The following is a 26232-nucleotide window of genomic DNA, read 5'->3' on the forward strand; positions in this document are numbered from 1 at the left end:
GTTGTTCAGTGCGGTCAGGTTTTGCAATGACTAGTTACAGGAATTGATGGGACAAGATTCAATTACAGTCGCGATCGTTAACGGTTTCATCAGGCATGACAGTTCGACACAACTTCACAGTGCTGAGATCAACCCCGGTTAGATTAGCACCTGTCAAGTTAGCTTTGCGCAGGTTAGTATCAGTGAGATTGGCTCCAGTCAAATCGGCTCCACTGAGATTACTGCGAGCTAAGTTGACTCCGGTTAAGTTCGTTCCAGTCAAGATAGCATCTCTGAGATCAGCTTCAGCCATATAGGCTTCTGTTAAATCAACCTGGCTAAGATTTGTGCGACTGAGAATGGCACTGCCGAAATTTGCTTCTCGCGACACGGCATTTGTGAGCTTAGCACGAGTTAAATCAGCCCGTGAGAGGGTTGCTCTGACTAAATTAGCCCCCTCTAGTCTAGCTTTGCGCAAATTGGCATCTCCCATATACGTTCGCCGCAAATCCGCTGTGCGCAAATCTGCCCGAGTCAAATCCGCCCCGCTAAGATTGGCATCTCGTAATACGGCCCCAAAGAAATTTGTGCGAATCAGGTCAGCCATACTGACATCCGCATCATCGAGATTCGCCTTTTGTAAGTTACTGTCTCCTAAGTAGGCTCGACTCAAGTTCGCGTCACTCAAATTGGCTTCAGTCAGCATCACCCCATTCAAAATCGCCTCGCTGAGAGAAGCCCCACTGAGGTTGGCTTTGTGAAAGTTTGCTTCGCTCAAGATCGCTCTAGACAAGGCTGCATCTTTGAGGTTGACTTCAACCAAATTTGCGCCCCGTAGAGTGACATCTTCTAAGTCTGCATCTTGTAGGTCAGCCCGTTTCAGATCGCTGCCATCAAGATCACAATTGGGACAAGCTTTACCATCCAGCAGCCGATTGACTCGGTTTGCCTTCATCGCTCGGCTAGAAATGACCCAACCGACCAACAGAGCTAGTAAGGAAAAATAGATGGCCAAGATGAGGAAGGCTCTCAGATTTTTCCTATCCATAGTCAGGGCAGCCATGGCAAACCTCACCGAGTGCTATCAGGTTTCAGTGTAGCTCAGGAAGGGTGAGGGGTTGGGGATTAGAGGGTTAGGATTAACCCTTATCTGTCCTTTTTCAGGTTTCCTTGCATCCTTTTCTCTTACCCTCCCCAAACGGTAGCTAGCACTTGCTCAGGTGCAATATCGGATAAGTTACCAGTGGTGGATTGGATGCTCTGGAACTTGTCGCTTTGGGGCAGGAACGGAGTGGAATCGATCGCCCCTAGTAGAGCCAGTGTATACACTTGCAGGGCTGCTGCCAGTTGCATGGCCACGCGATTGCTACTAAGCAGCAAATTTGCCCCCGCAATCATAGCCGCTAGCTTGCCAATGTCATTGGGTCTAGTAACTTTTAGCATCGGGCAAGCTGTTGTCAAGGCAGACACAAAGGCTTTGTCGGATGGGGTCTCTGCCACAACCAAGGGTAAATCTGGCTGGCGCTGCTGAAAATCTTGAACAATTCTGTGCCAGTATTCAATCGGATAAGTATCACCGCTGTTTGCTTCGTTCTCTTGGTTTGAGCCTCCACAAATTAATACATAATTGTTAACATTCAAACGCTTCTGCTCGGCTTCGGCCCAATCTAAATCCACTTTGGGAATGCTGATGCTCAGTTCAGGTGTCGGCGTTTTAATACCGAGACCTTGCAGCAAATCATGGTACATATCGGCCGCATATTGGTCGGGCTGACGAGCAACAGCATTGGTTAGAAACAAGTTCGATCCACTGGCATAGCCAATGCGAACAGGAATTCCAGTCAGCCAAAGCAAAAAGTGAGTGCTCCAGCCTTGTCCGGCAGAGATGGCTACATCGGTGTAGCGATCGCGCATAATGCCGAGCAAGTTTGCCCAATCTGCTGGGCTGTTGCGGTCTCTATAATCGAAGGTGAATATTTCGTCCACTGATTTGCAAACCCGATAAGCCGCTATGGCTCTAGGCTCTACTACTACATCAATCTCGGCATTGGGATAATTGCGCTTTAAATCATCTAGGGTTGGAAAAAAGAAAATCTGATCGCTAACTCCACCAGGGACAAGAGCTACTACTCGCATAAGAAATATTTCGTTACGAGAATATCGCTCCTTATTTTAGGGGAATGACTACCCAATCCCAACACGCTTTCAGGTTATTGTATGATTTGCTAATTTTTCGGAGGTGGGGAGTAGGGAGTGGAAGCGCTTAAATTGATTAGAGATATGAAGGCAAAATCTGACGGTAATTCATCACCACTAAAGTCGCACCCTAAAGTTGATGGCTGGCAGCAGGGAGAACTGCTGGAGATCACGATCGCCGATTTGAACCACACAGGCGATGGGGTGGGGCGCTGGCAAGGACAAGTGATTTTTGTGCCGAATACGGTTCCGGGCGATCGGGTGTTGGTGCGGCTGGTGCGAGTCAAGCCTCAATACGCCCATGGCAAACTTCATCAATTGCTAGAAGCCTCACCTCACCGAATTCGTCCCCATTGCATCGTGGCAGACAAATGTGGCGGCTGTCAGTGGCAGCAGATTGACTATGCTTACCAATTGGCAGCAAAACAAAATCTCGTCATTCAAGATCTACAGCGCATTGGTGGCTTTCCCAATCCACCCGTCGATCCTGTTGTTACCCCACTCCCTCATCCCTCATCCCAAGCCTCGCCCCTCATTCCCCACCTCCACTACCGCAACAAAGCCACCTATCCCCTTGTTCGATCGATCGCCACAGGTCAGGTACAAGCAGGATATTACCAAAAGGGAAGTCATGAGCTAATCAACTTGAATCAGTGTCCCATTCAAGATGAACGTCTGAATCCGTTGTTGGCGGAGGTAAAGCAAGACATCCAAGGACAGGGCTGGTCGATTTACAACGAAACGCAGCATCACGGTAAGCTGCGCCACCTAGGAGTACGAATTGGTCGTCGCACTGGCGAGATGCTGCTAACGTTGGTGAGCACCCAGGCAAAATTACCGGGGATAGAGGAACAAGCGAACGTCTGGCTGGAACGCTATCCCGCCTTAGTTGGGGTGTGTATCAACATCAACCCCGATCGCACCAATGCAATTTTTGGCAAGGAAACCCACTGTATTACCGGACGATCGTATTTGTATGAAGAATTCGCCGGGCTGCAATTGCGAATTCAACCCACAACCTTCTTTCAGGTAAATACTGAGCAGGCAGAGACACTACTGCACATGATCGCCGCCGAGTTGCAAGGGCAAGGACTACTGCAAGGGCAGGAACTCCTAATCGATGCATATTGTGGCATTGGCACCCTGACTCTACCGCTGGCTAAGCAAGTGCAACACGCGATCGGTATTGAAGTGCAACCCGAATCGATTGAGCAAGCACAACAGAACGCCGCCCTCAACAATATTACCAACGTAGATTTTCGGGTTGGAGCCGTCGAGCAGGTGCTACCCACCTTGTTACCCACCTTATTACCCACTCAACCGACTCTAACTCAACCAACAATTGTTCTACTTGATCCACCTCGTAAAGGCTGTGATCAAGCGGTGATTGACGTCCTGCTGGCAACACAACCCGATCGCATTGTGTATGTCAGTTGTAATCCCTCTACCCTAGCTCGCGATCTCAAATCCCTCTGCTCAATCTATAAACTCAACCGAGTACAGCCAGTCGATTTCTTTCCTCAAACTCCCCACGTGGAGTGTGTCGCGTTTTTAGTTAAACCCTGATTGCCAATATCGCAACAAACGATTTACTGCAACCACTACCAACAGCCACCAATGTCGGCCAAGGCTGCATCCCGATTCAGCCAACCCTCCGAATAGGGCGAGCCATTGTCGTGCCAATAGGCACGTTCATCAATGACGCGACAAGCCAATTCATCATCCGAATATCCCCAATATAAATTGGCGAATTCATACCACCCGTCCACCCCATGCAAAAAGGCAGTATCAAAACAAACCATCTGCGAGAAAGTCGTTGAAAATTGTTCGCAGTTTGCGGTTTGCCAAAAGTCATAGTAAGCCCAAGTATAGGCTTCATATTCGGTGGCTGGAAGCTCATCAAAATAAACCGAGGCATAGCCGTTGAGCGTGTACCCCCCATATTCATAGGGAAAGTAAGCCTCCCCACATTCCCACTCGCACACAAAATCCCAGGCGGCTTCATAATAGGCATGTGCGCTGTCGGCAGTACAGGCGACAAACAACACAACACCCGGCACAACAGCGGCGGCAATCAGTCGCTTCATAATTTTTCACCCTTAAAAAACAAACAGAAACACACCGAATTTGTTTCTATCTAAGGCGCTATCTACTGATTATTCTACCATTACCTAAAAAATAGTTAAAGAAAATACTCTGGTAAATAGAAAATTTTTAGGTTATGCTAATCTGTTTTTGAAAAAACCAAATCCTTTACGTCTCCCTTATTCCACTCATCTCCCCGATCCCCCGATTTTCCTAAACCCAACAACCTCTAACCCCGCATCCCCAATTCCCAACTCTCAACACCTAATCAATCCGAGGATTAAAGGGCAACCGCATGTATACGCCAAGGGGATCGTTCATCGATCGTAAATCTTCAAGATCATCCTGAAGTTTCTGAAATTCCAGCGTCAGTGGATCGAGGGTAGTTGAAGAGGCAAGGTAGGGTTTCAGGTAATTCTGAAACAAGCCTTCAAACCAAAACACCGAACCTGCTGGATATTCAACGAGTTGCCAATCGTCTTCCAGATTGGCTTCGGTGGCAGCGGCTTGAATGGCATCGTCTAATCCGCCTAATTCATCAACCAGTCCAATTTTTTGTGCTTCTGCCCCAGACCACACGCGCCCTTGGGCAATTTCGTTTACCTTTTCCCTGGGCAAGTTACGCGATTCTGCCACGATCGTCAGAAATTTATCGTATACCTGATCGACGACACGCTGAACAATGGCGAGTTCTTCAGGAGTCTTGGGACGAGAGACGGTTTCAATGTCAGCAAATTGCCCAGTTTTGACGTTGTCCCAAGTAATGCCATTGCGGTTGGCAATATCTTGAAAATTGGGCAGTAACCCAAATACCCCGATCGACCCTGTGATGGTGTTAGGTGAGGCAAAAATTCGGTTGGCGTGCGTTGCAATTTGATAGCCACCGGAGGCGGCATAGTTGCCCATTGACACAATTACGGGTTTCTCTTTGGTAGTTAGCAGCACTTCACGAGTGATTTGCTCTGAAGCAATGGCACTGCCCCCCGGACTGTTGACGCGCAACACAACCGCTTTGACTGTTTCATCTTGCCGCACATCGCGCAGAGTTTCTGCTAGAGAATCGCCACCGATAGAGCGAGAAGCACCACTGCCGTCTACAATATTTCCTTCAGCGTACACTACCGCAATTTGGTTGTTTGAGGAACCTTGCTCGCGATCGACGGCACTCGCGTATTCTGACAAATTAATCTGCCGGAACGAGTCTGCTGTTTCGTCTTCACCCGTTAGTTTGTGCAGTTCCGTCACCACTTCATCTCGGTAGGCAATCTCATCCACCAGTCCCGCCGATTGTGCTTGGTCGGACAATAAAATAGCCTGCTGATTGGCGATCGTCTGTAGCTGTTGAGTGGGGATGTCTCGACTCTTGGAAGTCGTGATTAGAAACTCGTTCCACAGATCGTTGAGTAGTTTTTGTGTTTGCTCTCTCTCTTCGGGGCTGCTGTCATTGCGAGTGAAAGGTTCGATCGCAGATTTATATTTACCCACCCGCAGCGCTTGCACGCCGATGCCATATTTTTGCAAGGCCTCAGCAAAGAAGATATTTTCCAAGTTCAGTCCGTTTAGCTCCAACACGCTGCTGGGATGCTGAAAGATGGTATCTGCCACCGAGGCAAGATAATAATCTCGTTCGCGCCAAGCTTCGTCGCTGTAAGCATAGATAGGTTTACCGCGATCCCGAAAGGTTTGAAGCGCCTGTCGCACTTCCCGTAGGGTTGCCAAGCCAGACCCACCGGACGTTGCCGTATTGCCATACACATACAACCCTGCAATTCGATCGTCTTCTGCGGCTTGTTCAATCGACTGCAATACCGATCGCAGTGCAATTGGGCGATTCAATGAGCCACCCGATACTACAGCCGTGATCACACCACTGGGATCACTGGATGGATTCGTATCCGTGATTTCTTGCGACAAGTCAAGGGTGAGGATAGAGTTTTTCTCTACCCGTGGGCCCATCTCTTGTGTGGAGGTGGCGATCGCCACCAGCAACATCAATAGCCCCCCGACGCCAACGGCAGTAAACAACCCTAATCCGATGATGGTAGCGAAGATGGATTTGAGGAAATCACGCATGGCGGAGTTGAGGAGTGAGATTGAGGGGTGGGGTTAGGAAATAGGGATCAAGCTTGCGCATTGCTTCCTAATTCTTCTCATTCCTCACTATAATCCCTCTGCTTAGCAATCGGCGGGAGGCGACACTGTCACACCTTTACCCTTCACCCGATACAAGCAAGGCTTAGCGCCTCAACCCCTAATCGCCTAACACCGAGTTACCAACTCCTAACCCCCAACCCCCAACACACCCGGCTGACGCAAATCAGACAGGGTAGCGCTACCCGTGCAAAATAAAACTGTGCTGATTTCAGCAATCAGGGCTTCCACCAGTTGCTCCAGAGCCAGTTCCGACTCAGCGGCGGCTTGCAGAAATGGTAGGGCTAATCCAGCCAGGTTTGCCCCCAACGCAAGGGCTTTGGCTGCCTCCAATCCGTTCCGTAGTCCACCGGAGGCGATTAAAGGAATCGTGGGCGCGATCGATCGAATGGAGGTAATGCAGTCGGCGGTGGAAATTCCCCAATTAGCGAAGGTTTGTCCCAATCGCCGCTGAAGCGGATCGTGGGCGCGTTCGCTTTCGACCTTAGCCCAAGACGTGCCTCCGGCTCCGGCTACATCGATCGCCGCTACTCCAGCCTCGATCAATCGCTGAGCCATTCTGGCGGAAATACCGTTGCCGACTTCTTTGGCAATCACGGGTACGGGTAGCGCTTGGCATAATTGCTCAATCTTAGCAAGCAAGCCTTTAAAGTTGGTGTCGCCGTGGGTTTGTACACATTCTTGCAGCGGATTTAAATGCAGCACCAGGGCATCGGCTGCTAGCCACTCCACAATTTGTAAACATTCCTTGACGCCATAGCGATAGTTCAGTTGCACTGCACCCAGGTTGGCAAACAGAAGAATATCTGGGGCGATCGCTCGTACCGCAAACGTAGACACAACTTCTGGGTTTTCGATCGCCACTCGTTGGGACCCTACTCCCATCGCCAGACCATACCGTTGAGCCACGGCCGCTAGCCGATAGTTGATTAACCGTGCCAGTTCCGTACCGCCTGTCATGGAGGAAATCAATAAGGGAGCACCCAAGGTTTTACCTAAAAACTGGGTGGTGATATTGATGTCGTGACGATCGAGTTCTGGCAAACAGCAGTGGGTAAACCGATAGCGCTCTAATCCAGTCGATCGGCAGCTTTGCACATCTTCTTCTAAACAAACGCGCAGGTGATCGGCTTTACGGTTTTGTGTGGCTAATGCTTGTTCTGGCGCAACTGCCTGATTGATTGGTTGGCAGAGTCCGTTTGGATCAGAACATGAAGAGTGTAAATTCACAGGCGTTTCTATGGACAACCGTTGAATGGATTGAAATACAAGGCGCTGAGAGCGCAGATTGTTTTGCCCTACTAGTTTCCCATGCGATGAGGCGTTGCTCATTGTCAAATAACAATGCGATACAATTCTACGACCTGCAACGGTGGGCGTGGCTGAATTCAAGTCGGAGTTGCCCCGATCCCCACCCCTGCTTCCGGAGGGAGCAGAGAGCCGGATCGCTGCCTCGCTGGTTAGGAGAGGGCGAGGGTAAGGAGGCGGCAGGCAGATGCAGATCTCGATTCCGCAATACCCAACGGTGCATCAGCAAAGCAAACTACAGCACAACCGAAATCCCTCCTTTGGACGCTTGAGGGACTACTGGAAAGGTAGGGTAGTATGAAGGTAATTTGAGGAATCTACTGATATTGAGATTTCTACTACCCTGCATCCTAGTTGCCAGCTAAACGGAGTTGATCATGGGGTTATTTGATCGAGTCAGTCGCGTGATTCGCGCCAATTTGAACAATTTGATCAGCCAAGCTGAAGATCCAGAAAAGATCCTTGAACAAACCGTGCTGGAGATGCAGGATGATTTGATTAAACTTCGGCAAGCGGTGGCCCAGGCAATTGCCACCCAGAAACGTACCGAACGGCAAGCGTCCCAAGCTGAAAGTACTGCTGATGAATGGTATCGTCGAGCGCAGTTGGCCCTACAAAAAGGCGATGAAGCGTTGGCGCGGGAAGCGTTGGCGCGGCGTCAGTCTTATTTGGAATCTGCCAATGCCCTCAAGTCGCAAACACAGCAACAACGCGGTGTTGTGACTAAGTTAAAAGAAAATATGCTAAAGCTGGAGAGTAAACTGGCGGAAGCAAAAACTAAGAAAGACATGTATATTGCCCGCGCTCGATCGGCCAAGGCGTCTCAGCAGTTGAATGAGATGCTGAACCGGGTTGGCACGAATCGCGCTTTGGAAGCGTTCGATCGCATGGAAGAGAAGGTCATGCAGTTAGAGGCGCAGGCAGAAGCCTCAGCAGAATTAGCTAGTGGTGATGAGGTGGAAAAGCAATTTGCAGCCCTAGAAAGCGGCAATAATGTGGATGTCGAGTTGGCCGCGTTAAAGGCTCAATTAACAGGCAGGAGTCCAGCCCTACCCGCTAACTCAAAGAATTCCTCAGCAAAAGCTTCGATCGATGAGGAGCTAGAGCAGCTTCGATCGAAGTTAGAAGATGGTTAACAATAAAAGCGTGGTTATAGAGAATTAGAGGGTTATTAGAGCGTTTAGCTATACCACTCGGCGTTCTTGAAATTGCACCAGTTCGCTGGGCTTGACGGCGCCAAATTCGGTAATAATTCCCGTAATTAGATCGGCAGGTGTCACGTCAAACGAAGGATTGTAAAACTCTACGCCGAATGGACAGATGCGGGTTTCTCCGATTTTGTAGATTTCCACCGGATCGCGCTCTTCGATCGGAATTTGAGTACCATCGGCGATGGTGAAATCTACCGTTGACAGCGGAGCCGCTACAAAGAAAGGAACATTGTGAGCTTGCGCGACGATCGCCAAACTATAAGTACCAATCTTATTGGCGGCATCTCCATTGGCCGCAATGCGATCAGCCCCCACCACGACGGCATCCACCATGCCCAGTTTCATACAGTGGGCCGCCATGCTGTCGGTAATGAGCGTGACAGGAATGCCCTCTTGCACACATTCCCACGACGTCAATTTTGCACCCTGAAGCCGAGGCCGCGTCTCGTCAATGTAAAGCCGCTCTAAGCGACCTTCACGAAACGCCGATCGCACCACTCCCAAAGCTGTTCCATAGCCTGCTGTGGCCAATGCTCCAGCGTTGCAATGGGTCAATAACCGCAATTTAGTCGGTTTTTCGGGCAACACTTTCAGCCCTTGATCGCCAATAGCATAGCACGTTTCCAGATCCTCGGCGTTGATTTGCTGTGCGGTTTCCTTCAGAACCTCTTTGAGATAATCTACCGGTCCCACGGTCTGCCGGGCCGTTTTCATCATTCGATCGATCGCCCAGAACAAATTCACCGCAGTGGGACGAGTGGCTTTCAAATTCTCGGCAACTTGTTCTAGTTGGGCCAAAAACTGATCGCGATTATCAGTATGGATTTCCCGTGCACCCAGATACATCCCATAGGCGGCTGCCACCCCGATCGCTGGCGCACCCCGCACAATCATGGTTTTGATGGCTAGTGCCATATCGTCCGAGCGATTGATTTCAACAACCGCAAACTCGTTGGGCAAATGAGTTTGATCAATTAACCGAACGTGATCCTGATACCAATAGACAGGATAAACCTGGTTAGGGAAGATATTCATTGGCGTTAATTAAGGTTGAGCGTTGGAACGGAACTCCAGATTGTTTCCACTATACTCTCTTGCAAAACTGAGTGGAGCTAGAACAACCTTGGAATCGAAGTGGCATTAAAGACGAGTGCTTTCACCTTTCGTTTCGATGCTTCCCTACTTCTGCATTTCGATCGACCTATCAGGATTTTTCGTTACACCGACTGGCTTCATCCAAGCCATAGCAGCCGTCTTGCAAAGCAGAGTAGCTGGCTCAGTCCAAAATGTACTTACTGAGAACGGCATAGACTTCGTTAATGTTGACCGATCGGCGAAATTCCTTGGTGACGGGAACGGGATCGCTGCCTACCCAAATCTTTAGCTCAGCATCGAGATCAAAATGTCCCGCGCTTTCCTTGGCAAATTTCGTAATTTTAGCGTAGGGGATCGTGAGAATCTCCACTTTGCGACCCGTAACGCCTTGCTTATCTACTAAGATCAAGCGTTTGTTAGTAAAGACAAAAATATCGCGAATAACCTGATAGGCTTTCTCAATCTGTTCGCCTGGAACTAAAATCTCATCAAAGAGCTTTTCCAGTCTTTCTCCTGATATCTCTGAGGCATTACCCAGCAGTCCAGATAGTAATCCCATGCCTATCTCCTCTGTTCTACAACTTCTATTCTAAAAAAATTAAAAATTGCCAATCTCCTATCTTCTCCATCTCCCTTATCTTTCCCATCCGTCCTAATTACATGTACAGGCGCAACACCATCCGTTTTTACATCTATTTTGATTTGCGCTATTTTGACAGTTGCAGCCATTCACCGTGATTTTGATCTGACTTGTTTCTACTAGCCAATTGCACCTTATGCTGAAACCTGTACAACCGATCGATCGATCTGCTTTCATTGTGATGCTGATTTTGAGTGTGGTGATTGGCTTTTTCTTGCTAAGAGGCGATCGCGCCATGGCCCGAGTGCGCGACTTTAGCTGGCAAGATCGCCAAGTGGGGGCTGAAGACTCGGCGTTTATCCTCACCTTTAGTCGCCCTATGGATCACATCAGTGTCGAGGAAAATTTGCAGATTGATCCGCCGCTGTTTGGCAAGTTTAGCTGGGCCGGACGGCGCATGGCCTATACGCTGGAATCGCCAGCCCCCTATGGACAAACGTTTGAAGTGAAGCTAGACAAGGCTAGAGATCGCTTCAGTCAAGCGGATGCTGTTGGTGGCATACAACCATTCACCGGGCAATTTCACACGCGCGATCGGGCGTTTGTGTATTTGGGCGTGGATGGTGACGAAGCAGATCGGCTGGTGCTGCAAAACCTGACGCGACAAGAACAAAAAATCTTGACGCCGGAAAACTTGGTAGTGATGGATTTCAAACCCTATCCTGAAGGCGATCGGATATTGTTTTCAGCGATTGAACGCAGCAGCGAAGCTCAGCGCAGACTAGCCGATCAGCAGCTTTATACCGTAACAACGGGCATTCAAATTGAAGCCCCGGCACTTGGATTTGCAGAAGCTCCAACCCGCCCAACTCCTACATCGCCACAACCGGCTGGCATGGTTGAGTTAGTGTTGGATAACCAAGCCTATCAAAACTTGAAATTTGATCTGTCGCCTAACGGAGAGACGATTGTGGTGCAGCGGGTGAATAAACAAAACCCCTCTGAGTTCGGGTTGTGGCTGCTTCAGGGCAACAATCCTCCGCAACCGATCGAAACAGAACCCGGTGGGGATTTCCTGATTGCACCCGATAGTCAATCGTTGGCGATGTCACAAGGACAGGGGATGGCAATTTTGCCGTTTGAGTCGGGAGCCGAACCGCTGGACTTTTTGCCGAAATATGGAGTAATTCTTAGCTTTGCCAAAGATGGCACCGCCGCCGCAATGGTACGCTTTAACCGCGATCCCAACAATCCCACCCGATCGCTGTTTTATGTGACAAATCAGGGCAACGAAAAAGAACTGCTGGAAACCGATGGGTCGATTCTACAAGCACAGTTTGATCCAGCTAAGCAAAACTTGTATAGTATCCTCTCTCGACGAATTCCAGGCGACACCTATGCAGAACAACCCTACCTTAGTGCCGTTAATCTAGAAACATCGCAAGTCGTGGATTTACTGAAGCTGCCGATTCAGCAAGATATTCACATGAGTCTGTCCCCAGATGGATTAGGAATTTTGTTTGATCAAGTTGTTTCCAGTACCAGCAACACTGCTGATGGGGTAATTCGCGGTCGTGATGGTAAGGCCATCACCAGTAGCCAACTTTGGTTTTTACCATTAGCGATCGATCAAAAAGGGATGCCATTGGTGGTAGAACCAGAAAAATTAGAGATTGCAGGACTTAAACCGCAGTGGCTGCCCTAGCCATCCCTATTTAGGGGTCTACTGTCATTTCCGCTTCTGGCGAGGACGTAAATTCTTCAATTGGAATCAATCGAACGTTCAGGCGCACAGGTTGACCAAGATTCTGCTGCAAAAACTCTCGCACCAGGTTGACTTGACGAGCCGATACAGAACCCGCAAACCCAGTTAGCTCCAGATCGACCAATAACTGATCATTTTGCCGTTGTACGGTCAAGTTGCGGATGTCTTTGTCGGAAAAGGTGAGGGTGCGGGTGCGAATCAGGCGATTGATTTCAGCGCGAGTTCTAATTTGAATTGCCAGATCTTGAAATGAAATGCCCAGCGGAATTCCCAACAATAACAAGGCAGTCATGGCTAGCGATAGTCCTTGCTTAGCACGAGTAATCGAGCCGTAGCGTTGCACCAAAAACACTAGACTGCCGCTGAAGATAATGCCAATTAAGTTTGTCAAAAACAGCAGCATTGCCCCCCACGTCACATTTTGCAAATTGAGGGCAATGCCAATACCAATCACACTTAAGGGCGGTACTAATGCCACAGCAATGGCAACACCCGGGAGGGCATCCGCGATCGATCGGCGAGATTTGGCGAAGGCTCCAGCAGTTCCAGCCGCCAAGGCAACCCCCAAATCAATTAGTGTTGGACTAACGCGGGCATTGATCTCAGGCGTCAATGTTTCCAGTCCAATAATGCGAGAGATGAGCGCTGCGATCAAAATTGACAATAATACTCCTGTCACCAGAGATAAGCTCGATCGCCTCAACATTCGACGATTAGAAATTACCATTGAAAAGGCAATGCCCAGGATTGGACCCATCAGTGGCGCAATGATCATCGCTCCAATGATCACAGCCGTACTGTTAGCTAACAATCCCAAGGTGGCAATGATTACCGATAGCGACAGCATTAAATAGTAGCTGATTCCCGGCTCTGCCCCTCGCCACAGACTGCGGTTGAGGCTGGCCAGCGGTATTGGGTTTTCATTTAGCCAAGCCCAGCGACCGCTGTTGCTGTTGCGAATGTCTAGAAGCTGTTGATTACTCCATGTCAGGAAGCGTTTGAAGAGAATTTTCACAAGATCTTCTCACAGGATGTTGATAGTATCAATTCAATACAACTGCTTCACCGCACAATAGCATAGACAAATTCACCCATGAACTAGCCCGTGAGAGAGACTTCCAAATGGCTGAAGGGAAACGCGAAACCACTCGCGAAACCACTAAGGTCGTCGTTTGCTCCATGGGTTAGACCTTGCAAAATAGCCTTTGCAGCATCAGGCGGCGATCGTTCCAGGTAAAATCCAATGCAGCGCCATGATCGCTGGCACTTGAATATAGAAACAGCATCTTTATCTGTGCATATCTATCTATCAAGTGTGTTGTAGTGTGGAGGAGGGACGAGTCTTCTAGGACAAAAGGCGGCACCGTGATTCGAACACGGGAATGGAGGTTTTGCAGACCTCTGCCTTACCACTTGGCTATGCCGCCTCGCTTCAAGCTTTACTAATATATCAAAACTTTCACGCGATCGAAATCTTCGATCGAGAATCTTTGTACTTACGTAAGTGTTATGAAACCGCTGTCAATAAGGCAGCCTAACTGAATTAAAGCCACTTAAACGCCCCTTCATCACGGACATCTAGATTTAGGCAGAGGCATCGTCGCGGTAAAAGCCTTACGCTAGTTAAGCGATCGAGCGAGGGCGTTACTATTTATTTTAGTTTTCTACCACAGTCATTTATGAGATCGTTATGAAATCGCCTGCTAAATCTGCCACTTTAGATATCGTGCGACAATGGGGTACCCTAGCTGCCATTCTAGGTACATTTGCCGTTAACGCTTGGTCTAACCTTTTCCCAATCAATAATCTCAATATTGGTGAAATTGCCAATACCCTGTTTCGCGGTGTACAGATCATTCCAGCTAATTATGCCTTTAGCATCTGGGGCGTGATTTATTTGGGGTTATTAGCCTATGGCGTGTATCAACTTTTACCTAATCAACGACAGAATCCGACTCTGCGACGGGTGGATTACCTTTTAATTATTTCCTGTGTGGTTCAGGCATTTTGGGTTGTTGCATTTCTGCTACGCCAATTTTGGGCATCGACGTTGATGATGGTTGGTATTCTCCTGCCGCTCATTGGGATCTATTTGCAGTTAGGAATTGGGCGGCGGCGGATATCCCGACAAGAGAAATGGTTTGCCCATGTTCCCTTCAGTATCTACCTAGGTTGGATTTCAGTAGCCACGATTGTCAATGTTGCGGTATCCCTTTATAACAATAATTGGGATGGATGGGGGCTGCCGCCACAAAGCTGGACGGTGATAATGATGGTAATCGCATCCGTTCTTGCGGCACTAGTTGCCTTGAAGAGACGCGACATTGCCTATCCATTGGTAATTGTTTGGGCACTGATTGGGATTGCCGTACGTCAAGCTACTTTGCCAATGATTGCAACGGTGGCAATAGTCCTAGCAATTGCTTTAATAGTGTTAGTTGTGTTTGTACAGTTCAAGCTCAGATCGGCTGCACGAAACACCTAAATCGCCACAACACCCACCTGCCGTAGGATGAATACTAAGATTGAATTGACAAGGCTAAGCGCGATCGCCCCCAAAATAGCGCTAATGATGCCATATCGGAGACGAAATCCTTGAACCAGCAGTGCTGCAAGTCCGAATACCAGGATACTGCCAATGAGGGGGATTAAGCCCAGGCTCAAGATGGCATTGGCAGTACGGAACCAATTTGGGAACAGAAACCAGATGCCATTGAACAGTCCAATAATGGCACCTCCAAGTAATGCTGCGATCGGGTTATCGATATCAACCCCAAGGGGAAGTTTTGAAACAATTAGCAGGCTGACTGCCATTACTAGAATCGAAATGATTAGACCAGTCACAGGCACACACTCCTCATACCATGCAGTTTTCAACAGATGAAACTAGTCGTTTCAAAACTAGTAAAGGACAGAGTTTGTTGCCTGTCAACTAGTGCACCTGTTGCCCATGCTAAAACAACGCTTGCGCTTTGTGCTCGTTAGGCTCTTGATGAAGCTGCTCTAACAGGGTTCACAATAGTCTTGTCTAGAAGGCTGGTCTAAGCTTGGGATCGCCCTCATTTACAGCCGCGTTCTGTCAGGATCAATGCACTAGGTCAAGGCAGTGGTCATCAATGCTTTCATCTGCGGCAAGAAAGCTGCAATGGTTTCTGGAGTAGGCTGGGTTTGTTGCCAGCTAGGACGAGTGCTTAAACGCTCTGCCCAAGCTTTTAGGCTTGGATACCCGTCGAGGCTCATTTCCAATTCAGGTAAGCCAGGAACAATCGTTCCAGCCGTCAAATCTGCTAGCGACAAATCGTTACCGCCTAAATAATGGCAATCCCCCAATTGCTGCTGAAAGAATGTCAAAACAGTATCGATTTTTTGTTTGGTTTGTTGCTGTTTTTCGATATCAGCTTCAACAAAGCCCAAGATTTGGCTAGTCCACTGAAGCGTTGCGGGTATTAATTCGGTCAGCGTCACCATTTGAATCATCCGCACCATCGCGATCGCTTTCGCATCGGTGGGCAGCATAGCGGGGATAGGATATTTTGCTTCTAGGTAGTCGAGAATGGCGATTGACTCAATGATCCGAACCTCCGCATCGACTAAGACTGGAACATGATGGAAGGGATTGAGTGATAGAAAATCAGCTTGATACTGATCGCCGTCCAAATTGAGCGGCACTAATTCAAAGGGAAGGTGTTTCTCTAGTAGCGCAATCCAAACTCGTCGAGAATTAGCCGAGATGGGATGATAGTAAAGTCTTATCATGGCTAGGGTTCAATTGGACGAGGCAGGCTTGCTGAACTTTGGCTGAGGGTAAAGGTTTTCTCTTCAACGGCTCCGGGTGCTCCCATCCGTTCGGCTTGTCCAGAGTTGTAAGCTAGCATTACCCCCCCGGCGTTGCCAGCCCGCACAATAATTTCAGACTTAGCCATCCAGGTGCGCTCTGTGCCTTCAGACAACACGCCCTCAAACTCGGTTTGTCCATCTATATCTACTCTCAACCACGACTGCGCTGTTAACTTGACATCAATCCGAACTGGTCTGCTGGGATCACTGGGACGATTGAGGGCACTAGTGCGAGGGGTTCCTGGAATAGTTGCGGCCGACGATTGAGCAGTCGTTGCTGAAGTTGGATTGGAAGAGGATGTCATCGATGGCTGTGCTGTGAGATTCGACGTTGTCATCGAAGTAGCGGGGGTCGATCGGCTGACAATCCGAGACAGTAGCCCCACGGATAGCATGATCAGCAACACATAGGCAAGATAGAGATGTAACGGTCGCAATTGAGCTGCTGGCGAATCTTTCCAAGATGTTTGGGGCATTCGCGCCTGTTTTTCGGTAGGAAACGCATCCGCAAATTCGTTACCATCTAACCCCAAAGCATCGGCATAGAGTTTGATAAAACCCTGAATGTAGATCGGCTCCGGCAATTTGGCGAGATTTCCTTCCTCCAACGCCCGCAGCAGCCGCGCTTGAATCATGGTTCTGGCAGCAATTTCCTCCAACGACATACTGTAATCTTCCCGAACCTGACGCAAATAGGCTCCAATTTCGGTTAGTTGGTCTAGTTGGTCTTGCTGTAGGCGCGAAGTCTCTCTAGTCATAATCCTGTAGCCCTTGATATTGCTCTCTCACCAATTACTGACGTGGATATCGATGGCTTGGTTTGCTCAACCGGATGCAGGAACTCAATTTCAGTGGATGTTAAGGGACGATACTGTCCATAGGGCAATCCATCCAGGCGAATGGGGCCGATCGCCACACGGCACAACCGTAAAACAGGATGCCCCAACTGGTCTGCAATTTTGCGGATCTGACGGTTTCTACCTTCCCGCAACTCAATTTCGAGGAGCGTTTGGGTAGGGGATTGCAACGTTAGGATGCGCACCTTAGCTGGACGTGTCCGCCGTCCTTCCAGCCAGATGCCGTGTCGCCACTGGTCAAGTACTGCTGTTGTTGGTTGCCCTTTCACCCAAACATGATAGGTCTTGGCGATCGAATGCCGAGGATGGGTTAGCCAGAAGGTGACATCTCCGTCGTTAGTGAGTAGCAGTGCTCCAGTGGAATCGACATCTAGCCGCCCGACGGGATGAATGCCAGAATGGTTCCGCAGGTCTGGTGAGAGCAAGTCAAGCACTGTGGGACGACCTTGTGGATCGTCACAAGTAGACACAATTCCCAAAGGTTTATGTAGCAGCAAATAGACAGGTTGAGGACGCTGGTTGGGGCGGATGAGGGTTCCGTCCACTGCAATGTGATCCAAAGTGGGATCGGCTTTCTGCCCAAGCTGAGCCACATGTCCATTCACATGCACCCGCCCATCGACAATCATCTGCTCTGCCTGGCGACGCGAGGCAATTCCCCATTGAGCCAAAATTTTTTGGAGGCGTTCGGTCATAACAAAGCAGCGAATGTAGGCGGCTAATCCAATATAGCGATCGCATTCGATCGATTGAAAGGCTTAGTGAGCCTGGAAGGCTCTGGAGGAGCGAATCAAACTAGGGACAACAGTCGATCACAACTCCATCACAATTTACTTGAGTATGTACAAATATTACAGTACACGAATTCAGGAGGTAACAGAGGAACTGGTTCGCAGAAGTTATCCTTGCCGAGGAATTATTTGGTTAAGGCTGTCGTCGATGTCCACGGTAAGCGCACTTGAATCCAGGCGCCACCCGTTTGGGGATGGTTTCTAGCGGTCACTCTGCCGCCGTGTGATACGACAATCTGTCGCACAATAGCCAACCCTAACCCACTGCCGCCTTGGTGGGGAAGATCAGCCGCCGAATATCCATCATTTTGATCGGTGCTCCAAGCCTTCTCGGTTGTTGTCCGATGAGTTGAAAATCGCTGGGTCCCGATTGATTGAGCCATCCCATCGGATGAGGTCCCAGAGAGATCAGGTTCCGTCCTACGTCGAGCACGAGACGGATCAGCCCGATAGAACCGATCGAAGACATAGGGGAGGTCTTTGTCGGCAAACCCAGGGCCAAAATCAATCACATCAAGACACAGGCAAGTAGGAGGTTCCGGGTTGGAATCGGTCGCGTGATTGATTGGTGGCGGGGCATCCGCTTGATTAAGATGATCGAGATGCCCCTCCTCTGCAAGGGATTGAAGGCTAACTTCAACCTGAATGGGCTGATGGGGTGGGCTATATTTAATGGCGTTATCTAGCAGATTGACTAACAGTCGATGAATGCGTGCTTCGTTCAGTGGCAGCAGTAGCGACTCTGGGCCGCGATAATCTAAATGCAACTCTTTTTTACGAGCCAACGGTTCCAAGCTGCTCCATACTGATTCGATCAGCAGCACCAAATCAACAGGTTTTAAGTCAAAGTCTTGTAAATTGTCCCGCTGCAACCGGCTTAAATCCAACAAATCTTGTACCAAGGTGCTGAGGCGCACAGTTTCATTGATTAATCGATCGACCCACTCTTTCAAAGGCGAGTCAAGGCGAACTTGCAGGGTTTCTGCGACTAGTCGAATTGAAGTCAGGGGAGTTTTCAATTCATGAGCCAAATCAGACGCCCAGCGATCGTACCGTTGCAGCAGATTAGCCGCTTCTTGGCGATTTTCCAGAAAAATGCCGACTTGCTTATTGCTGAGCGGAATACCATATCCCTGGAGTGCTCGGGGTTGCTGTTCAGATAGCTGTGACGGATCGGAACTAACCGGATGAAACGTCCAACTACTGTCACGGGGTTTTGCGGCATCCCGCGTTTTTTCAATAAGATCGTCTAACTCGTAGGAGCGCACGAGTTCAAGCAGCAGTCGAGGCTTAGCAGGGCAAGGTTCTTGTTGAATGCCGAGCAAAATCTTGGCCTGATGGTTGCACCAGATCAGGCGGTTTTCATCATCCACTTGCAGATAGCCGATCGGCGCGTTCTCTAGAACAGTTTCGTAGGTTTTGATCTGTTGGTGTAGCTGCTGTTGCACCTTTTGTTGTTGGGCAATGGCAATGGTCAACTGACTGGAACTGGTCAATGACGGCGCTGGCAGGGTGTTCTGAAAATTGAGCAGCACTTTTTTCAATCGAGCTTCAGAGCGCGATCGATACCACCAGAACCCAATCAAGCCAATGGAGAGTCCAAGAAGGAATGCCAGAATTGCCACAGCTACTAGAGATGGAGGAATTGAAAATTGGGGGTTGGAAGGAAAAGGGAATCCATACAACGCGGCTTAATATTTCCAGCCTAACCCTGACATCCAATTCTGAATAGCTTCAATCTAGCAGCTTAGCCGAACCGATAACCAAATCCTCGCACCGTAAGCAGATATTCTGGATGACTAGGGTCAAGTTCCAGTTTTTCCCGAAGCCATCGAATATGAACATCTACCGTTTTACTGTCTCCCATAAAATCTGGCCCCCAAACGCGCTCAATGAGTTGCTCTCGAGACCAAACTCGGCGCGGGTGAGACATGAACAATTCCAGAATGCGAAATTCCTTCGGAGATAGGTTGATTTCGCTGCCTCGCACGGTGACGCGGCACTCTTGGGGATAGAGCGCAATTTCATGAAAGCGTAGTACCGAATCTTGTGTGTGAAACTGGGCATGACGATGACGGCGCATCAATGCCCGACAGCGAGCAATTAGCTCTCGCATGCCAAAGGGTTTAGTGAGATAGTCATCTGCACCCACTTCCAACCCCACAACTCGATCAGTTTCGCTGCCTTTAGCGCTCAGCATCAAAATTGGAATGCTGTTGCCCTCATGCCGGATTAGGCGACACAAATCTAACCCGTTCACATAGGGCAGCATCAAATCCAAGATAATTAGATCAAAAGAAACAGTCTCGGCATAACCAGCTTCCCGGTTTGGAGGCTTACAGACTAGCTCCAAGCCTTTACGTCCGTCTTCTGCAATGACAACCTCGTAACCTTCTTCAGCCAAGGACAGGGCGATCGTATCTCGAATTAACTCTTCATCTTCAACAACCAGTACTCGCCCTAAATTAACGTCCTGCTGAAACTTTGCCGTTTCTGGCATTAGGGTAGGGAGCATATAAACCGCTCTATCACTGTTTTCCAAGCTAATCTTATCAGAATCAAGCAGATTAAACTGATGACAAGCTAAAGATAACCTAACACTTTTCTGTTACGGAGATTACAAACTGTCATCCTCCTGAAGGAGGAATGCCGAAGAGAACTGAAATCACGTAGCCATACGATCGCTGTTCCTTATCCCTCATCCTTTGTCCTTGGATCTCCTTGCCCACAACAGCGATTGTCGATTCCCAAGCTGTCCAGCAAGAGATCACTAACGGCATTAGCAATGGCAAACTCGCTAAAAAAGCTTTTGGAAAAATCAAAGGCTTGCATTTCAGTAATAATGGCAATGACTAATGACCCCACGTCGTTTTCGCCTTCCATGCGTTGCCGCACAAATACCTGAGCCGCTCTAGCAGCAATTTGGGCATTAACAGCTTCTGGAATGAATTCGCGATCGAGCCATTGATGCAATGCAGCTTGCAGCCACTCTCCCTCTTGTTGGGGGTTTTCGGCAGAAGGAAGCGTAACGGCTTGGATGGGTTCAGTCATGAACAGACCTCCATGAAGCGAATTATTTCAGGAAGCAATTCAATAGGAGCAACCAGCAACGATGCTGGCATCATGTTACTGGCACTATATCAAACGACGGATGCTATTGTAGCTGGCTGGCACCACATTGTACGTTGATTTTATCGTGAATCTGTATGTTGCCTTAGGGGGACCTTTAGAAAGGCATTTCTAGACAGTAGATTGGCAGGCTTTCTTCAACTTGTATCTGAAATGACCGCCAAGGTTGCAGTGGTATTTTTTAATCGATTCTAGCTCGTTCGCACTCTGGCTCGTTCGCACAATCATAGAGCCGCAAAATTTGTGAGAAGATGGCAACAGAGCAACTAGAGTAGCTAGACTAGATTTTCCCCAGGAAGCTCGTATACAGCGGCAGTATAGGCCTATGGCAAGTGCAACAACCAGTGTATTGAAGCCCTCCTTCAAGATAGAGGAGATTAACCAGCAGTTTACCGAGGCAACAGCCAGTCAAATTATTCAGTGGGCGGTTGACACATTTGGCGACGGGTTGGTACTCAGCACCAGCTTTGGCATTCATTCAGCGGTGATGTTGCACCTGGTTACAACAGTTGTTCCCGATATTCCGGTCATCTGGATTGATACAGGCTATCTGCCCACCAAAACATATCTATTTGCCGAACAACTGACCGATCGCCTCAACCTTAACCTTAAGGTTTATCAATCTCCTATTAGTCCGGCTCGAATGGAAGCGTTATATGGGCGGTTGTGGGCCCAAAACGATGTGGAGTCTCTGAATCGATACGATCAGATCCGCAAAGTGGAACCGATGCAGCGAGCGCTCAAGGAATTGGGGGCAACGGCTTGGCTGGCTGGCTTACGCAAAAATCAAACCGATCATCGCAAAACTCTCGATTTTGTGAGCCAGCAAGGCTCAGTTTATAAGGTGCTGCCTATCCTGACCTGGAACTCTAAGCAGGTGTATGACTATTTGGTAGCCTATGACCTGCCCTATCACCCGTTGTTTGATGAAGGCTATGTCACCGTGGGTGATTGGCACTCTAGCCGTCCCCTGACGGCATCAGATGAACACGATCGCGATACTCGCTTCAATGGGCTAAAGCAAGAGTGCGGCATCCACCTCCCACAAAATATGGCAGAGTCAGAAAGCCTCAACTCCAGCTTGCTGTAAGTATGCGCTAGCTCAGTCCCCTCCCAATCTCCTCTCCACAAGGTGCCGTAGGCGGTAGGGTGATCTAGTGTGAGTTCTAGTGTAAGTATTATTAATTAGTAAATTTAGACTGATTTAAGTAAGATTGATGCTTGGCCAAAATTCTAAAGAATCTTAGGCAGTTATCACCAATGATTCAAATTCAGCCACATAATTAGAGTAATTTTAATTGAATTATCTAGACTGGTAATACCAAACTTTGATCGAGCTTGATGCCTGTTTAGAGCGATCGAGCACTCTGTTCTTAATTCCATGAAGTCCGCCGTTGTAGAGAGACAAACTTTCTCTTGTTCCCCTAAAATCGTTATTTAGAAGCAGAGCTACTGAAATCTATGGATGTCAAGCTAATTTTGCTAGGGTTAACTCCGTTCTTCGTTCTAGCCTGTTTGTTCTTTGGCACACGGAACGGATTCTATGACACCGACAACTATCATGGGAATGGCTCTGCTCACTAGGGCAAGTCATGGAGCAACTGGAATGCTTACCCTATGGTGTGGGTCATGCGGATGAGGGCATCTGTCTATTAGTGCAGCTAGGTCCTCATCGCGTTTTGCTGGATTGTGGCTTAAATAGCATTGCGCCGCTGATTGCTGAGCGGGATAAACTGCCTCCAGCCGATTTGGTTCTGTGTACTCATGCCCATCCTGACCATGCAAGGGGCTTGCTGGCACTCCATCAGGCCTATCCCCAGTTGCCAATTTATGCCAGCGAAGTCACAACGCAACTGTTGTCGCTGAATTGGTTAGCTGTGGCGCTGGATGTGCCAGATTTTTGTCATGCCTTGCCTTGGCGATCGCCCGTTGAGTTTCACGATGGACTGACTGCTGAACTCTTTCCGGCCGGACACCTACCTGGAGCGGCTGCCTTTCTCCTCACTTACACCACTCCACAACGCACCTACACGCTGTTTTATACAGGTGATTTCCTACTATCGAATTCGCGGCTGGTGGATGGACTACCTCTAGAGGAATTGCGTGGGCTACGTCCAGATGTGTTGATTGCAGAAGGGAGTTACGGTACGGCTCGCTATGCCCATCGGCGTCAGCAGGAAAATCAATTGGCAGAGCGCATTCATCGCGCTATTGATAGTGGACAGTCGGTGCTGTTACCCACACCTGCCCTTGGGCTAGGACAAGAGCTATTGATGTTATTGCGCAGCCACCATCATTTCACCGGACGAGATATCGACATTTGGGTCGATGGCAGTGTGTCACTGGGATGCGATCGCTATCTAGAAATGTTGTCGCATTTTCCCAGTACGGTGCAGAATTTTGCTCGGCATCAGCCGTTGTTTTGGGATGAGCGCATTCGCCCTAGGGTACGATCGCTGCTTGATCCAAATTTGAATGGTAAATCGGCGTCACTGGGGCAATTACCCTCGATCGTGATTACTGATCATGATGCTGACTTAACTCGCTACTGTCGAACCAATACAGGTCCGTGGTTACTATTGTTGCCCGTTCAACCAGGTCAACTTGGCTCAGTTGAAGCAGCAGTCACGCAAACGCTAGAATCTTCTGCACTGCTACGATCGCAAGTACGCACAGGGCAACTCAAGGTAGAAACTTACTTGCTCAGCGATCACTGCGATGGCACAGGCACAACCCAACTAATCCACAATTTGCGCCCACAGCATGTGGTATTTGTGCATGGATCTCCCACCTACCTCAGCGATTTAGCCAGCCTAGAAGAACTGCAAAATCGCTATCATTTGCACACGCCAGCGGTAGGTGTGCGCGTAGAATTGCCGATCGGCGAAACCTTTCTGCAACCGGCCGCCCCTGAAACAAAATATGAGGGAGAACTTACCGAAGAGGGTCTGTCGGTGGGGATTACACTGCCGGGGGTGATTGTCAGCGATCCACGGTGGCAAAGCTTCGCTGATACAGGACTAGTGGAAGCCCGGTGGCAAGGCGAAGAATTGGTGTTGCGTGGCTTGACTCAACGAGAATTACTAAACCAGAGTGGAGAATCGCCGTCGCCCGTAGCGGTGGAAGCTTGCGAAACCTGCTTGCACTACCGGGGACAACGCTGCTGGAATCAAGCCTCGCCGTTATTTGGCTTCAAAGTTACCCCCGAAGGCTATTGTCCGGTATTTGAACCAGCCTCACTACGGCAAAACCCACGTGCGGACGAGTAGCTACTGCTCCCCTTAGCATTTCCGACACACGGTCATTAAAATGAACTGTAACAAATGTGACTTGATTCGGCAATCAGCTTCTGCTAGGGTGGGTGACTATGGTTATTCATCTGTTAGAGGAAGAGTAACCTGGCTACCTAGAGACCCCCTTCTCTAGCGCTAGCTAGGTGTCGCCTGGCAAGTTGAACACCTGAGCTAGCTAACCTCAGACTACGCGTACTAGTCTAAAGGCTAGGGTGCATTATAGCGCCCCTGCTTTCAGCTTGTGCGGCCTGGTGCTGTCTGAGTCTGCTGAGAGCGAGTCTCTAGGGTTTCTTACCCTAGACCTAAAGGAGTTTAAGCATGACTGATGAGTTTATGAGTGTGCCCACAGGGGACAATCGCCCCGTGGCGTCGTCTCGGCGATCGGTGAAAATGCTGCTGATTGGACCACCCGAAGAGGTGGAGCACACGATCGCCCATCTGTATCACTGTGGGTTTTGCCGGGTGGAGCACTGGTCGCGGGCCTTGCCCTATGCCCAGATTCAGCAAGCTACCATTCGAGAACCGGGAGAGATTATGCGCATCTATAAGCGCTATCTTGAGCGATAAGAGGTCGCTGGTCGTCGGTAATGGGTGATAGGTCAACGGGGCATTACTGAAATCAAAACTCGTTTGCCCCGTTCCTCTATCCTGTAGCTTTCTGATGCGAAACGTTTATATTGATGATCTGCCTTTTTGGTATTTCAATCCCAGTTGCTATGTCACTCTGCCCACAAACCATCCTAGGTCGATCCTATGTTTCTACGGATCGTTCAGAAAGCATGGCTGGCTTTGATCGACCGTTGCGTATTGCCTTGTTTACCTACTCAACAAAACCCAGGGGCAGTGTGGTGCATACACTAGAGCTAGCAGAAGCATTATATCACTTGGGTCATGATGTGTGTGTGTATGCTTTGGATAAGGATGGATTTGGGTTCGATCGGTTGTTGTCCGTTCCACATCATCTAATTTTGTCTGATTCTGTTGATGGCGATATAGAGCAGTTGATTCATCAGCGGATTCAGGAATTTGTTGATGCTTGCGATGTACAGTTTTCGCAGATATCCCCCTATGATATCTATCATGCACAAGATTGTATCAGCGCCAACGCTCTGGCGGTATTACGCGATCGAGGGCGGCTTCCTCACTTTGTGCGTACCGTTCATCACATTGAGGCATTCAACAGTCCTTATCTTCAAGCGTGTCAAGAGCGATCGATTCAGCTTCCCAATCGGTGTTTGTGCGTCAGTCATTACTGGCAACAAGAATTGCAGCAACGCTATGGAATTTTTGCTCCTCGCATCATCAACGGGGTAAACCTCGATCGATTTTCTTCAATTCCCAATGGCACAGAAATTGGGCTGAAGCAGGCACTAGGTTTAACTGGCAACCCCGTTTATCTTACCGTTGGCGGCATTGAACCTCGCAAAAACTCGCTGACGCTCTTGCAAGCCTTTGCGGCTGTGCTGGAACACCGGCCTCAAGCCCAACTTGTGATTGCGGGTGGAGCAACGCTATTTGACTATCAAGCCTACCGCGATCGGTTCTTTGCACTAGTCGCCGACTGTAACATTGCCGTCGGACAGTCACTCATCCTACCTGGGATAATTGCCGATGCCGATCTGCCGGCCCTCTATCGTACCGCTGATGCCTTTGTGTTTCCCTCGCTCAAAGAGGGCTGGGGGTTGGTGCTCCTAGAAGCAATTGCCGCTGGCTTACCCGTTCTTACAGCTAATCAACTGCCGTTTACTGAATTCCTGAGTGCAGAACAGGCTCAATTGGTTGATCCCCAATCACCGTCTGCGATCGCTCGCGCCATGCTAGACATGGTTGAACCTTCCGTCAGGCAGGCACTCGTTCAACATAGTCAAGCTGTCTGTCAGCAATATACTTGGAGCGCATCGGCTATGATGCATCTAGCCCACTATCGATCTGTTCTGTCTGCCAACTCTTAGTGT

The 26232-nt window shown here is 49.1% G+C and carries 25 protein-coding genes and 1 tRNA gene; 9 read left to right on the top strand and 17 right to left on the bottom strand.

The window, feature by feature from the left end; all coding sequences use genetic code 11:
• Positions 1–58 precede the first annotated feature (58 nt).
• A complete protein-coding gene (locus tag OXH18_RS07760; RefSeq protein ID WP_268611924.1) occupies positions 59–1042 on the bottom strand; it encodes a pentapeptide repeat-containing protein in 984 nt (327 codons plus the stop codon).
• A 122-nt stretch (positions 1043–1164) separates the two neighbouring features.
• A complete protein-coding gene (locus tag OXH18_RS07765) occupies positions 1165–2115 on the bottom strand; it encodes a glycosyltransferase family 9 protein (RefSeq protein ID WP_268611925.1) in 951 nt (316 codons plus the stop codon).
• A 144-nt stretch (positions 2116–2259) separates the two neighbouring features.
• On the opposite strand from OXH18_RS07765, the gene rlmD reads away from it, so the two are divergent.
• Complete coding sequence (gene rlmD / locus OXH18_RS07770) at positions 2260–3741, top strand: 23S rRNA (uracil(1939)-C(5))-methyltransferase RlmD (protein WP_268611926.1); 1482 nt, start codon at positions 2260–2262, stop codon at positions 3739–3741.
• 35 nt (positions 3742–3776) lie between these two features.
• On the opposite strand, the gene OXH18_RS07775 is transcribed toward rlmD, so the two are convergent.
• From OXH18_RS07775 to fni, 3 genes are all read right to left on the bottom strand, one after another.
• Positions 3777–4262 carry a hypothetical protein gene (locus OXH18_RS07775; RefSeq protein WP_268611928.1) on the bottom strand — a complete coding sequence of 162 codons (486 nt, stop codon included), beginning with the start codon at positions 4260–4262 and terminating at the stop codon, positions 3777–3779.
• 262 nt (positions 4263–4524) lie between these two features.
• Positions 4525–6333 (bottom strand): signal peptide peptidase SppA, encoded by a 1809-nt coding sequence (sppA, locus tag OXH18_RS07780; protein ID WP_268611929.1) that lies wholly within the window; start codon positions 6331–6333, stop codon positions 4525–4527.
• 207 nt (positions 6334–6540) lie between these two features.
• Positions 6541–7743 (bottom strand): type 2 isopentenyl-diphosphate Delta-isomerase, encoded by a 1203-nt coding sequence (gene fni / locus OXH18_RS07785; protein ID WP_268611932.1) that lies wholly within the window; start codon positions 7741–7743, stop codon positions 6541–6543.
• A gap of 353 nt (positions 7744–8096) precedes the next feature.
• Between fni and OXH18_RS07790 the strand changes: the two genes are divergently transcribed.
• On the top strand, positions 8097–8855 hold the full coding sequence (locus OXH18_RS07790) for a PspA/IM30 family protein (RefSeq protein ID WP_268611934.1): 759 nt from the start codon (positions 8097–8099) through the stop codon (positions 8853–8855).
• A 48-nt stretch (positions 8856–8903) separates the two neighbouring features.
• On the opposite strand, the gene mtnA is transcribed toward OXH18_RS07790, so the two are convergent.
• The 3 genes from mtnA to OXH18_RS07805 form a co-directional block, all read right to left on the bottom strand.
• On the bottom strand, positions 8904–9965 hold the full coding sequence (gene mtnA, locus OXH18_RS07795; protein ID WP_268611935.1) for an S-methyl-5-thioribose-1-phosphate isomerase: 1062 nt from the start codon (positions 9963–9965) through the stop codon (positions 8904–8906).
• Between the two features lie 241 nt (positions 9966–10206).
• Positions 10207–10584 (bottom strand): PH domain-containing protein, encoded by a 378-nt coding sequence (locus OXH18_RS07800; RefSeq protein ID WP_268611936.1) that lies wholly within the window; start codon positions 10582–10584, stop codon positions 10207–10209.
• A gap of 2 nt (positions 10585–10586) precedes the next feature.
• The gene (locus OXH18_RS07805) at positions 10587–10754 is read right to left on the bottom strand and encodes a hypothetical protein (protein ID WP_268611937.1); all 168 of its coding nucleotides are present in this window, start codon (positions 10752–10754) and stop codon (positions 10587–10589) included.
• 47 nt (positions 10755–10801) lie between these two features.
• Here OXH18_RS07805 and OXH18_RS07810 point away from each other — a divergent pair, with 47 nt between their 5' ends.
• Positions 10802–12310, top strand: coding sequence for a hypothetical protein (locus tag OXH18_RS07810; RefSeq protein WP_268611938.1), 1509 nt, complete (start codon positions 10802–10804; stop codon positions 12308–12310).
• A gap of 10 nt (positions 12311–12320) precedes the next feature.
• Here OXH18_RS07810 and OXH18_RS07815 read toward each other — a convergent pair whose 3' ends face one another.
• Both OXH18_RS07815 and OXH18_RS07820 read right to left on the bottom strand, forming a co-directional pair.
• Positions 12321–13385 (bottom strand): DUF389 domain-containing protein, encoded by a 1065-nt coding sequence (locus OXH18_RS07815; RefSeq protein ID WP_268611939.1) that lies wholly within the window; start codon positions 13383–13385, stop codon positions 12321–12323.
• Between the two features lie 340 nt (positions 13386–13725).
• A tRNA-Cys gene (locus OXH18_RS07820) sits at positions 13726–13797 on the bottom strand.
• A 263-nt stretch (positions 13798–14060) separates the two neighbouring features.
• On the opposite strand from OXH18_RS07820, the gene OXH18_RS07825 reads away from it, so the two are divergent.
• Entirely contained in the window at positions 14061–14855 is a 795-nt protein-coding gene (locus tag OXH18_RS07825) for a tryptophan-rich sensory protein (RefSeq protein WP_268611940.1), read from the top strand.
• Here OXH18_RS07825 and OXH18_RS07830 read toward each other — a convergent pair.
• The 7 genes from OXH18_RS07830 to OXH18_RS07860 form a co-directional block, all read right to left on the bottom strand.
• Positions 14852–15214: a phage holin family protein gene (locus OXH18_RS07830; RefSeq protein ID WP_268611941.1), complete on the bottom strand. Its 363-nt coding sequence runs from the start codon at positions 15212–15214 to the stop codon at positions 14852–14854. The two genes, OXH18_RS07825 and OXH18_RS07830, sit on opposite strands and share 4 nt — an antisense overlap.
• A gap of 249 nt (positions 15215–15463) precedes the next feature.
• A complete protein-coding gene (locus OXH18_RS07835) occupies positions 15464–16126 on the bottom strand; it encodes a glutathione S-transferase family protein (protein WP_268611942.1) in 663 nt (220 codons plus the stop codon).
• 2 nt (positions 16127–16128) lie between these two features.
• Complete coding sequence (locus OXH18_RS07840; RefSeq protein ID WP_268611944.1) at positions 16129–16965, bottom strand: helix-turn-helix domain-containing protein; 837 nt, start codon at positions 16963–16965, stop codon at positions 16129–16131.
• Positions 16962–17759 (bottom strand): pseudouridine synthase, encoded by a 798-nt coding sequence (locus tag OXH18_RS07845; protein ID WP_268611946.1) that lies wholly within the window; start codon positions 17757–17759, stop codon positions 16962–16964. Before OXH18_RS07845 ends, OXH18_RS07840 begins: the two co-directional genes overlap by 4 nt.
• A gap of 221 nt (positions 17760–17980) precedes the next feature.
• A complete protein-coding gene (locus OXH18_RS07850) occupies positions 17981–19480 on the bottom strand; it encodes a PAS domain-containing sensor histidine kinase (protein ID WP_268611948.1) in 1500 nt (499 codons plus the stop codon).
• Between the two features lie 122 nt (positions 19481–19602).
• Positions 19603–20370, bottom strand: coding sequence for a response regulator transcription factor (locus OXH18_RS07855; RefSeq protein ID WP_268611949.1), 768 nt, complete (start codon positions 20368–20370; stop codon positions 19603–19605).
• A gap of 176 nt (positions 20371–20546) precedes the next feature.
• Positions 20547–20906, bottom strand: a complete 360-nt coding sequence (locus OXH18_RS07860; RefSeq protein WP_268611951.1) for a hypothetical protein — start codon at positions 20904–20906, stop codon at positions 20547–20549.
• 12 nt (positions 20907–20918) lie between these two features.
• On the opposite strand from OXH18_RS07860, the gene OXH18_RS07865 reads away from it, so the two are divergent.
• From OXH18_RS07865 to OXH18_RS07885, 5 genes are all read left to right on the top strand, one after another.
• Positions 20919–21044 (top strand): hypothetical protein, encoded by a 126-nt coding sequence (locus OXH18_RS07865; protein WP_268611954.1) that lies wholly within the window; start codon positions 20919–20921, stop codon positions 21042–21044.
• Between the two features lie 265 nt (positions 21045–21309).
• A complete protein-coding gene (gene cysH / locus OXH18_RS07870) occupies positions 21310–22074 on the top strand; it encodes a phosphoadenosine phosphosulfate reductase (protein ID WP_268611955.1) in 765 nt (254 codons plus the stop codon).
• 502 nt (positions 22075–22576) lie between these two features.
• Positions 22577–24253 (top strand): MBL fold metallo-hydrolase, encoded by a 1677-nt coding sequence (locus OXH18_RS07875; protein ID WP_268611956.1) that lies wholly within the window; start codon positions 22577–22579, stop codon positions 24251–24253.
• 342 nt (positions 24254–24595) lie between these two features.
• Complete coding sequence (locus OXH18_RS07880) at positions 24596–24844, top strand: hypothetical protein (protein WP_268611957.1); 249 nt, start codon at positions 24596–24598, stop codon at positions 24842–24844.
• 212 nt (positions 24845–25056) lie between these two features.
• Positions 25057–26229, top strand: coding sequence for an MSMEG_0565 family glycosyltransferase (locus OXH18_RS07885; protein ID WP_268611959.1), 1173 nt, complete (start codon positions 25057–25059; stop codon positions 26227–26229).
• Positions 26230–26232 lie beyond the last annotated feature (3 nt).

This window comes from Thermocoleostomius sinensis A174 (assembly GCF_026802175.1).
GTDB classification, from domain to species: Bacteria; Cyanobacteriota; Cyanobacteriia; order Elainellales; family Elainellaceae; genus Thermocoleostomius; species Thermocoleostomius sinensis.